Raw genomic sequence first — 9,776 nt, 5'->3', positions numbered from 1 at the left:
AGCGCCTCATCGCCAAAGCGCCCTTCGCCAACAGACATTTCCACGAGAACGATTTGAAACGGGCAATCGGCAAGGATTGTTACGAAAAGCGGGCATTACAACTCCGTGAGCGGTTTGGCTGCTCAGCTTTTCAGGCAAGACTGGCATTGCACGGGAACGCAATCGCTGAGGGAAAAATCACACGATGACCTATAGCCACAGGCACAAGAAGTAAAAGCGAGGCTGACACATGATGATCGATTGCCCGAGGGTTTGGGCAACTGCAAACGTCACACCTGCCGCCAGGTTTCAACGCCAACTTCCGAAACAGACGCTCGCATCGACGGTGGAAAGAATAGTACATTATTTATCAATCACTTGGATTATGTACTGCACCTCCTGGGTGCTGGATGAAAAACTACCGGGAACCATCTGCGGCGCACACGAGTTGAACTCGTGTAACAACCTATGCACGATTCAGCTTCGCGGCAGAGGCAACAAAGCTTTTTTTGTCAGTCAGGATCCACATTGTCCCATGTCATTCTTGTCGTTGATGACGAGCCTCTTATTCGTATGGATGCCGCGCAGATCTTTCGGGATGAGGGCTATCGCGTCCTGGAAGCAGCTGACGCCACGCAAGCGATGGAGTTCCTCGAAAGGCACAATGACATCAAGCTCCTGTTTACTGACGTGGATATGCCTGGCTTGATGAACGGACTTCAACTCGCAGAAGAAGCCCGCCGCAGATGGCCACCGATCGGGCTCGTTGTGGTTTCAGGCCGATGCGATATTACGGCAGAAACCTTGCCGGCTGGTGCCGTTTTCCTGGCAAAACCATATCTCTCAGAAGTTGCTCTTCAAATCACCGAACAGCTAACAGCCTGAAGGCAAGAGAGCCCATGTCTGTCCTGTCCATCACCATGAGGTTGCCACACAACCTTCATGGACTGGAACGCAAGAAAATACGCCACGCCGTTGGCTAAGCTTGAATCCCGAACAGCTGCGGCGACCAAGTCTCTCGGAACATCATGCTCAAAACCAACAGACTTGCCAATGATTTGCGTGGCCAGGCGTACTGACGGCAACGCTTAGAGCCACAGAAGCGCCCGCAAGGTCCAGAGCGCGTGAAGTCGCCGGACACAGCGCGGCATGGCAGTGACGTAACTGCTGCCGCAGCAGTTCTTAGTGTCATTGCAGCTGCTCTTCGTGGCTGCTGCACGCGACCTGGGTAACGGTGCAGAGCAGCAAGGCGTCATGGCATCTTGCACAGCTATTTTAGATTTCATATAACATCTAAAATAGCTGTGAGGCCCCCAATGCAAAGAATCGTCGTGACCGGCCTCGGTATCGTCAGCCCGCTTGGCGTTGGAGTCGACCTGAACTGGCAAAGACTGCTCGCCGGGCGGTCCGGCCTGCGGCACCTGCCGGACGCGGTCAGCGCGGACCTGGGCTGCAAGGTCGTGGCTTCGGTGCCAACCCTGGACGAAGACCCGGATGGTGGGTTCGATCCTTCACTTTCGGTCGAACCGAAAGACCAGAAGAAAATGGACAGGTTCATTCTGTTCGCAATGGCAGCTGCGGATGAGGCTCTGGCGCAGTCCGGCTGGGTTCCTGCTACCGCAGAGCAGCGGCGGCGCAGCGCGACGATCATTGCCACCGGCATTGGCGGATTCCATGCGATCACGGATGCCGTGCGCACCGTTGAATCGCGCGGCCCCCGGCGCTTGTCTCCTTTCACCGTGCCGTCCTTCCTAGCCAATCTCGCCGCCGGGCAGGTGTCAATCCGGCATGGGTTCAAAGGCCCGCTCGGTGCACCTGTCACGGCCTGCGCCGCCGGTGTGCAAGCAATCGGCGATGCAGCGCGGATGATCCGCGCGGGCGAGATTGATGTCGCGCTGTGTGGTGGGGCCGAAGCCTGCATCGACCGCACCGCGCTTGGTGGTTTTGCGGCGGCCCGGGCGCTGTCGACCGGGTGGAATGACAGGCCCGAACTCGCGTCACGCCCCTTTGATCGCGGGCGCGACGGGTTCGTGATGGGCGAAGGGGCTGGGTTGCTGGTGATCGAGGCGCTGGATCATGCGCTGGCCCGGGGCGCCACGCCCATCGCAGAAATCGCGGGCTATGGCACGACCTCGGACGCCTGGCACATCACGGCGGGGCCGGAGGATGGCGACGGGGCCCGGCGCGCAATGGAGATCGCACTGGCACAGGCCGGGATCGGGCCGGAACATGTGGGTCATTTGAATGCCCATGCCACCTCGACCCCGGTAGGGGATCTGGGCGAGCTGGCAGCGATCAAAGCCCTGTTCGCAGGCCTGCCCGGCCCGGCGATCAGCGCCACAAAATCGGCAACAGGGCATCTGCTGGGGGCCGCGGGCGGGCTGGAGGCGATCTTCACGGCCCTTGCCCTGCGCGATCAGATCGCCCCGCCGACCCGGAACCTGACAGACCCGGACCCCGCCGCCGAGGGGCTGGATCTGATCGGGACTCAGGCGCGCAAGATTGAGACCGATTATGCCCTGTCGAACGGTTTCGGCTTCGGCGGCGTCAATGCCAGCCTGCTTTTGCGCCGCTGGACCGGCATCTGACGCCAGGGGATTTCACATGCGTTTCCTCACCATGACAGAGGCCCTGTTATGACCGTTGCCACAGCCACAATCCCGCGGGATCCGCGCACGCAGCGCTTGCTGGAGGCGCCGATCCTGCCGCTTCTGGTGCGCATGGCGCTGCCAAATGTGCTGATCATGCTGGCGCAGGCCTCGACCGGGCTGATCGAGACCTTCTGGGTCTCGAAACTCGGCACCGATGCGCTGGCGGGCATGGCGCTGGTCTTCCCCGTGGTCATGCTGATGACGATGATTTCGGCCGGGGCCGTCGGCGGCGCGATCTCGTCATCGGTGGCGCGCGCCCTTGGTGCGGGGCGGCGGGATCAGGCCGACGCGCTGGTGATCCACGCGGTTGTCATCAATCTGGCGATCAGCCTGGTGTTCTCTGCGGTGTTCCTGATCTGCGGTCGGCCGATCTACACAGCGCTTGGCGGCAGCGGCGGCGAGTTGGATGCGGCGGTCACCTATTCCAATGTGGTCTTCGCAGGTGCCGTCTTCACCTGGATGATGAACGGTCTGGCCAGCGTGATCCGGGGGGCCGGCAATATGGTCATCCCGGCACTGGTATCGGTGCTGGGCGTTGTGTTCCTGGTGCCCGTCTCGCCCGTCCTGATCTTCGGATATGGTCCAATCCCCGCCATGGGGATCGCGGGCGGCGGTCTGGCGCTGGTGCTGTTCTACGCCATCGGCACGGCGGTGCTGGCCTTCTACATCGTCTCGGGCCGCAACCCGGCGCGGTTCCGCTGGCAGCCCCTGCAATGGCCGCTGCTCGCAGGCATCCTGCGCATCGGAGCACTGTCCTCGGTCCAGTCGGTGCTGAGCAATGTCATCATCGCAGGCGCAACTGCGATCATCGCACTGCGGCTCGGGGTCGCGGCGGTGGCCGGATTCGGCACCGGTGTCCGGCTGGAATACCTGCTGATCCCGGTGGTCTTCGGGATCGGCGCGCCGATGGTGGCGCTGGTCGCGACCAATGCCGCCGCCGGCCGACAGGACCGTGCCCGCCAGATCGCCCTGACGGGGGCTGTTCTGGCCTTTGGCGTGACCGAGGCGGTGGGCCTGATCGCCGCCCTGTTCCCTGCGGCCTGGCTGACACTGTTCAGTGCCGAGGCGCAGATGATCGATACCGGACAGGCGTATCTCCAGATCGTCGGACCGTTCTACGGGTTTTTCGGGCTGGGCCTCGTGCTGTATTTCGCGGCGCAGGGCCAGCAGCGTCTGACGATGCCGCTGGTCGCCGTGCTGATCCGCGTTGTCATCGCGCTTGGCGGCGGCTGGCTGGCGTTGGTCTGGACGGGGGATATCCGCGCGCTTTATGGCGCGCTGGCACTGGGTCTGGTCGCTTATGGCGTCACGATGCTGACAGCTGTGCTGCGCCGGTAAGAGTTGCGCGGGTCCGTGCATATATTGCAATCAACAGCTATATTGCCGTCAAGTTAGACGAAACGCAAAAATCGGAGCGAGTCATGCGCGTGAGCCGGGCCCAGGCAGAGGCCAATCATCAGACGGTCATCAACACCGCAAGCGAGCTGTTTCGCGAGCATGGCTTTGACGGCATCGGGTTGAAGGATCTGATGAAGGGCGCGGGTCTCACTCAGGGCGGGTTCTACAAGCAGTTCGCGTCGAAAGAGGATCTGATTGCACAGGCCTCGGCGCGGGCGATGGAGAAGGCCGCCGAGCGGTGGACAGAGGCGGTTGAGAAAACCCCGGAAGCGCCGCTCGAGGCGGTCATCGGGTTTTACCTCTCGCCAGAGCATGTCGAGGAAAGGGCGAAGGGCTGCCCGATGGTCGCCCTCGGGGCGGATGCCGCCCGGCAGGGGCCGGAGGTCAAAGCCTCCTTCGAGGCGGGCGTTCTGGCGCATCTTGGGCGTCTGACCGGGATGATAGATGCGGCTGATCAGGATAGGCCGTCCGACGAGGCAATGGTGACCTTGTCGCTGATGGTCGGCGCGATGACGCTCGCGCGCAGCGTGAATGATAAGGCGCTGGCGCAGGACCTGCTGAAGGCTGCGGCGGACCAGGTGGGCCAGATCGCCGCGGGCTAAGGCCGCGGTTTCTCGACCGGCGGTGCGCGACGCAGTTCTCGTTGCGCATTTTCCAGCGCCTGGATGCGCCGTTCCAAGCTCGAAAGATACAGCCCTTGCGGATCGTCGATCCCGTCGAGCCGTATGGTCCATTGCTTCAGCCGCGCGAACAGGTGTTTCACGACGTTTCTCCCGTTTCAGGCCATGACATCAGGCTGTTACCGCCTGATGTCTTTTGCATTTGCGGAACACCCGGCCTACTCGGCCGGCAGTGCAGCCGTGGCCGTATGTGAAGCGGTCTCGGATGCAGACGGATCAGCCGGTGCCTTGATGCGGAACCACGCCGCGTAGAGCGCGGGCAGGAACAGGAGGATCAGGACCGTGCCGGCCCCCGTGCCGCCGATCAGCGTATAGGCCATCGACCCCCAGAACACCGAATGCGTCAGCGGGATGAAGGCCAGCACGGCTGCCAGAGCAGTCAGGATCACGGGCCGCGTGCGCTGCACCGTGGCCTCGATCACCGCGTTGTAGTCGTCAAGCCCGGCGTCCTGGTTCTCCTTGATCTGCTCGGTCAGAATCAGAGTGTTGCGCATCAGGATCCCGGCCAACCCGATCAGCCCGAGAATGGCGTTGAACCCGAAGGGCTGTTCAAAGGCGATCAGCACCGGCACCACCCCGGCCAGTCCCAAGGGGGCCGTCAACATCACCATCGTCATCGTCGACAGGCTGCGCACCTGCAGGATGATCACGATCAGCATGGCCGCGATCATCAGCGGGAAGATCTGCGCAAGCGCGATGTTTGCCTTGTTTGATTCCTCGATATTGCCACCCATTTCGATGCGGTATCCGACGGGAAGCGTATCGATCAGCGGCTGCAAGGCGCGCATCACCTGTTGCGAGACCTCGGGCGGCTGGGTTGCCTCGTTGATATCGGCACGGATGGTGATGATCGGCATCCGGTCGCGGCGTTTCAGGATCGGCACCTCGAACCGGATCTCAGACCGGCCCAGCTGATCCAGCGGGATCGCCCGACCGTGCCTGCTGATCAGCGCGAAATCCGCCAGCCGCGTGGGGTCAAACCGAGCCTCTCCCGCGCTGCGCGCCACCACCGGGACATTGCGGATATCTTCGCGCATATTGGTCACGGTCAACCCGCTGAGCAACATCTGCAATTGCAGCGCAGCCTCACTGGGCGAAAGATCATGCGTCTGCCGTTAGCGCATGCGCGACCGAAGAAATCCGATCTGCCGAGGCCCCGGCCTCCAGACGGATGATCACGGCGCCGAAGACGATCTCCGCCCTGTCCAGAACAGGGGCTGCGACAGCGGGCGCGTCTTCATCCGGTCCAAGCATCAGCGTCGCGAACTCAACCGCGCCCTCCAGCGCGGGCAGAACAAGTCGCCCCTTCCGAGCCATCGTCCGCCATGACGACACATGGTTCGCTGGAACTACGTGTCGCCGCGCCACGCTGTTCACCGTAAGCGGTGTGCCAGCCCCGTGGTTTCGGCTTGATGTAAGTTCGGGCATGCCGTCCTGCAACTGAGTTTGCGAGGGACTGGTCGTGGAGCACCAAAATGAGCACCGAATGGAGGTGCGCGGGTCGAAGGGAGTGTCGCGGATCGAGGTCCTTGATGGTCCGACCGGGCGGCGACGCTGGCCGGATGACCTCAAGGCGCAGATCGTGGCCGAGAGTTTTCAGCCCGGCGTGCGGGTCTGCGACGTTGCGGCGAAGTATGGGTTGATTGCCCGGCACCTTTCGGGATGGCGCGGTCAGGCGCGTAAAGGGAAACTGGTCGTGCCGATCGATGTGGCCCCGGCATTCGTGCCGCTGGTGATCGAGTCATTGGCTGATGCCGCTACCGCTGCCGTGTCGACCGACACGGGCGTGATCAGGGTCGAGATTTGCGGCGCAGTTCTGCATGTGACGCCGGATTGCAGTCCCGAGCGTGCGGCGGCGTTGGTGGCGGCGGTGAGGAAGGTGCTGTGATCTTTCCGGATCAGCCCGTCAGGATCGTGATCGCGACGAAGCCGGTAGACTTCCGCAAAGGGCATGACAGGCTGGCAGCCATGGCGCATTCCGAACTGGGCTTTGCGCCCAAGGCGGGGGTGATGGTGGTGTTCAGGTCAAAGCGTGGCGACAGGATCAAGGTTCTGTTCTGGGTGAGCCATGGTTGGCGCCACTGGTTCAAGCGACCATGGCGCAAGAGTGGGATCGTAATGATCCACAAGCGCCTGGAACAGGGCGGCTTTGCCTGGCCGAAGGTGGGCGACGGGGTCATGCGGCTGTCGCGGGTGCAGTTCGAGGCGCTGGTTGCAGGGCTTGACTGGCGCCGCATCCACGCGCCCAGACCGACCCCGCCCACCGCGACAGAATGACTCGGATTGCCTTGTAAATATGGGCAATCGTGCAGGCGTGCGGTATAAATCGTCATGACTGCGCCCGCCGATCTCCCCTTTGATCTGGACAGCCTTCCGCCCGCCGTGCGGGAGGCGTTTGCAGCCATGCAGGCCAAGGTCGAAGGGCTCGAGGCGCAGACCGAACGTCAGGATTACCTCATCGCCGAGCTGCGCCATGCGCTTTATGGCAAGCGGTCCGAGCAGTTACCCTCCGATGAGCGTCAGCTGGCTTTCGAGGATCTGGAAACAGCCGTCGCGGAAGCCGAGGCTGCCCTGCTTGCGCTGGCTGAACGCAATGCAGATGGCAAAGCCAGACGCCCGCCAGCCAAGCGCAACGTTGGCCATCTGCCCGACCATCTGCCGCGCATCGAACAGGTGATCGAACCCCCGCGACGCGTCTGCCCCTGCGACCTGGGCCTCGTCCAGAAGTTCCTGCTCGAGTGCATCTCCACCAAGCACCAGCATCTGGTCGCTGAGCGCCACGGCCACCTCTTCGGCGCGCGCCGGATCGATCTCGATGATCTTAATGTCGCTTCCAGGCAGGACCGATCGCAGGCGGGACACAAGGTGAAGGCCGACATTACCCGCCCCCGCAACCACCACCCGGCGCGCCGGGCGATCTCTATAACCGAATGCCTGCTGAACCTCGGTAAGTTGGCTGGCCTCCGCAATCACATAGAGGTCGTCTCCCACCTCAACACGGGTATCCTCCGCAAAAGGGAACAGCCGCCCCTTTCGCTCAACCAGAAGCGGGACCATCGACGCAGCAGCGGTGCTTTCCTGCAGTTCCCACAAGCGCTCCCCTACAAGAGGTGCCCGCCCATCGGCAATATGTATCCCAAGAAGCGCGAGCTTTCCGTCTGCGAACGGGGTCACTTCAAAAGCGCCGGGCGTGCGCAGCCGACGGGAAATACTTTCCGCAATCTCGATCTCAGGCGCAATCAACACATCGATCGGCATGTGCTCGGCCGCGAACAGTCCGGAGCCGTCACGCTCGAGAAAGCCCGCGTGGCGCAATCGCGCCAGCCGCCGCTTTACCCCAAACAGAGAATAAGCCATCTGGCAAGCGACCATATTGACTTCATCCGACCGTGTGACAGCGATCAGCATATCGGCATCCTGCGCGCCGGCACGGCGCAAGACTTCAGGATGCGAGGCATGGCCCTGTATCGCCCTGACATCGTAGCTTTCACCCATTCGACGCGTCCGCTCCTGACTGGAGTCGATGACGGTCACATGGTCGCCACGCTCGACAAGATGACGGGCTATGGTGGTGCCGACCTGACCAGCACCACAAATCACAACGCGCATGGAAGCTACCTTATCTGAAGCGGTGGGCGCTGCATCGTGACGCCGAAGGTCATTTCCCGCCCTGCCCGCTGCGCCATGCCGCGGCGCGCCCGAGCAAATGGGCGCCAATGGGCGCGGTCAGAAAGATGAAGAGGATGGCGAAAACAGCCCGCGTCACGACACTGACATGGCCGATATCCACTGCCGCCGCCAAAAGTGCCAACGCCCCGGCGAAAGAGGCCACCTTCGACGAGGCATGCATCCGCGTCAGCACATCGGGGAAGCGCAGCACGCCAACCGCCGCCACCACCGCAAAGCCGCCGGCCAGCAAGGCAAGGATGCCGGTCACGATCTCAATCATCGCTGTCACTCCTGCGCGCAAGACGTTCGGCATAGCGCGCCAGCGCCACCACCGATACGAAACTGACCAGCGCCAGCGCCACCGCAATATCGAGATAGCCCTCGACCTGCGCCCGCACCGCGAACAGCCCGCAAAAGCCGATGATGGCCGAGGTCATCATATCGAGCGCAACCACCCGATCTGCCAGCGTCGGCCCCTTCCAGAGCCGGATGAACCCAAGCGCGATCGCCAGCGCGATCAGCCCCAGCCCGATATCGACGCAAGTGAGCATGAAGATCGTTGTGTTCATCAGCGAAAGACCTCCGCAACGCGGTGCTCCATACCTGATTGCAGATCGGCAATCAGTGCCTCGGCGTCTTCGGCATAGATGGAATGGATCACCAGATAGCTCTTGTCCTCGGCCACATCGAGCGTCAGCGTGCCGGGCGTCAGGGTGATGAGATTGGCCAACAGGAAGATCTCGAGATCGCTTTTCGGGCCGATGGGCAGTTTGACGATGGCAGGATGCAGCCGGGGATCGCGGGCGATACAGTCGCGCGCCACCATCAGGCAGGATTTCACCAGCTCTTTCAGAAAATAGACAAAGAGGATCACCCCCTGCGGCAAGGCACGAAAATAGCCCGCGTCCTGCGGGGCGCCGACCAGCCGTCGCGCAAACCACAGCGCAGCAAAACCGAACACGAACCCCGCCAGCAGATCGAGCGGCGCGAACGAGCCCCAAAGCGCGCCCCAGACAATGGCCAGCAGCGTGTTGATGGCGAAGAACGTCATTCTGATCCGCCCCCCAGCACGGTTTCGATATAGGCGACGGGTTCTAGAAGCTGGTCCGCCGCGGTGGTGGCAAAATCGAGGAAGGGCTTCGGGAACAGCCCGATCAGCACGGTCATCAGCGCCAGCGCAACGATGGGGGCCAGCAGCAGGGTACGGGCACGCCGGGACATGGTGGACAGCGCGGGCACGCGCCCGGCCGGATGTGGTTTCCAGAAGGCCTCGGCCCAGATCTTGGTCATCGAATAAATCGTCAGCAACCCGGTCAGCAGTGCCACAAAGGCGACGATCCATTCACGCAGATCGAGCGAGGCTTTCACCAGCACATATTTGGCCCAGAAACCCGAGAGC

General features: G+C 62.4%; 12 protein-coding genes and 4 pseudogenes. 8 read left to right on the top strand and 8 right to left on the bottom strand.

Annotated features, from left to right (window positions below; all coding sequences use genetic code 11):
• The 5 genes and pseudogenes from DRF71_RS28845 to DRF71_RS23340 form a co-directional block, all read left to right on the top strand.
• Nucleotides 1-188: pseudogene (locus tag DRF71_RS28845) on the top strand (hypothetical protein); the annotation flags it as partial.
• Between the two features lie 319 nt (nt 189-507).
• Nucleotides 508-864, top strand: coding sequence for a response regulator (locus tag DRF71_RS23355; RefSeq protein WP_232831656.1), 357 nt, complete (start codon nt 508-510; stop codon nt 862-864).
• A 431-nt stretch (nt 865-1,295) separates the two neighbouring features.
• Nucleotides 1,296-2,567 carry a beta-ketoacyl-ACP synthase II gene (fabF, locus tag DRF71_RS23350; protein ID WP_112312925.1) on the top strand — a complete coding sequence of 424 codons (1,272 nt, stop codon included), beginning with the start codon at nt 1,296-1,298 and terminating at the stop codon, nt 2,565-2,567.
• A 48-nt stretch (nt 2,568-2,615) separates the two neighbouring features.
• Nucleotides 2,616-3,968, top strand: a complete 1,353-nt coding sequence (locus DRF71_RS23345) for an MATE family efflux transporter (protein ID WP_112312922.1) — start codon at nt 2,616-2,618, stop codon at nt 3,966-3,968.
• 83 nt (nt 3,969-4,051) lie between these two features.
• Complete coding sequence (locus DRF71_RS23340) at nt 4,052-4,630, top strand: TetR/AcrR family transcriptional regulator (RefSeq protein WP_112312921.1); 579 nt, start codon at nt 4,052-4,054, stop codon at nt 4,628-4,630.
• Here DRF71_RS23340 and DRF71_RS27735 read toward each other — a convergent pair.
• The 3 genes from DRF71_RS27735 to DRF71_RS23330 form a co-directional block, all read right to left on the bottom strand.
• Nucleotides 4,627-4,791, bottom strand: a complete 165-nt coding sequence (locus tag DRF71_RS27735) for a hypothetical protein (RefSeq protein WP_157971263.1) — start codon at nt 4,789-4,791, stop codon at nt 4,627-4,629. The genes DRF71_RS23340 and DRF71_RS27735 overlap by 4 nt on opposite strands.
• 75 nt (nt 4,792-4,866) lie before the next feature.
• Nucleotides 4,867-5,775: an efflux RND transporter permease subunit gene (locus DRF71_RS23335; protein ID WP_198672336.1), complete on the bottom strand. Its 909-nt coding sequence runs from the start codon at nt 5,773-5,775 to the stop codon at nt 4,867-4,869.
• Between the two features lie 34 nt (nt 5,776-5,809).
• The gene (locus DRF71_RS23330) at nt 5,810-6,025 is read right to left on the bottom strand and encodes a hypothetical protein (RefSeq protein ID WP_232831655.1); all 216 of its coding nucleotides are present in this window, start codon (nt 6,023-6,025) and stop codon (nt 5,810-5,812) included.
• Between the two features lie 169 nt (nt 6,026-6,194).
• Between DRF71_RS23330 and tnpA the strand changes: the two genes are divergently transcribed.
• The 3 genes and pseudogenes from tnpA to DRF71_RS29560 all read left to right on the top strand — a co-directional run.
• Nucleotides 6,195-6,596: an IS66-like element accessory protein TnpA gene (gene tnpA, locus DRF71_RS23325; RefSeq protein WP_112312919.1), complete on the top strand. Its 402-nt coding sequence runs from the start codon at nt 6,195-6,197 to the stop codon at nt 6,594-6,596.
• The gene (gene tnpB, locus DRF71_RS23320) at nt 6,593-6,985 is read left to right on the top strand and encodes an IS66 family insertion sequence element accessory protein TnpB (protein ID WP_198672335.1); all 393 of its coding nucleotides are present in this window, start codon (nt 6,593-6,595) and stop codon (nt 6,983-6,985) included. The genes tnpA and tnpB overlap by 4 nt, the downstream gene beginning before the upstream one ends.
• Before the next feature lie 54 nt (nt 6,986-7,039).
• Nucleotides 7,040-7,366: pseudogene (locus DRF71_RS29560) on the top strand (transposase domain-containing protein); the annotation flags it as partial.
• Between the two features lie 93 nt (nt 7,367-7,459).
• Here DRF71_RS29560 and trkA read toward each other — a convergent pair.
• The 5 genes and pseudogenes from trkA to DRF71_RS23290 form a co-directional block, all read right to left on the bottom strand.
• Nucleotides 7,460-8,317 (bottom strand): annotated as a pseudogene (gene trkA, locus DRF71_RS29555) (Trk system potassium transporter TrkA); the annotation flags it as partial.
• A gap of 49 nt (nt 8,318-8,366) precedes the next feature.
• Nucleotides 8,367-8,657: a monovalent cation/H(+) antiporter subunit G gene (gene mnhG / locus DRF71_RS23305; protein ID WP_112312915.1), complete on the bottom strand. Its 291-nt coding sequence runs from the start codon at nt 8,655-8,657 to the stop codon at nt 8,367-8,369.
• Nucleotides 8,650-8,946: a monovalent cation/H+ antiporter complex subunit F gene (locus tag DRF71_RS23300; protein WP_112312913.1), complete on the bottom strand. Its 297-nt coding sequence runs from the start codon at nt 8,944-8,946 to the stop codon at nt 8,650-8,652. Before DRF71_RS23300 ends, mnhG begins: the two co-directional genes overlap by 8 nt.
• Entirely contained in the window at nt 8,946-9,428 is a 483-nt protein-coding gene (locus tag DRF71_RS23295; RefSeq protein ID WP_112312911.1) for a Na+/H+ antiporter subunit E, read from the bottom strand. The genes DRF71_RS23300 and DRF71_RS23295 overlap by 1 nt, the downstream gene beginning before the upstream one ends.
• Nucleotides 9,425-9,776, bottom strand: a pseudogene (locus tag DRF71_RS23290) (Na+/H+ antiporter subunit D); the annotation flags it as partial. The gene DRF71_RS23295 and the pseudogene DRF71_RS23290, both read right to left, overlap by 4 nt.

Origin of the sequence: Pseudogemmobacter bohemicus, from assembly GCF_003290025.1 — a bacterium.
Classification (GTDB): Bacteria; Pseudomonadota; Alphaproteobacteria; order Rhodobacterales; family Rhodobacteraceae; genus Pseudogemmobacter; species Pseudogemmobacter bohemicus.
The sequence above is the reverse complement of the archived record's forward strand: the minus strand, read 5'-3'. Positions and strand labels throughout refer to the sequence as shown.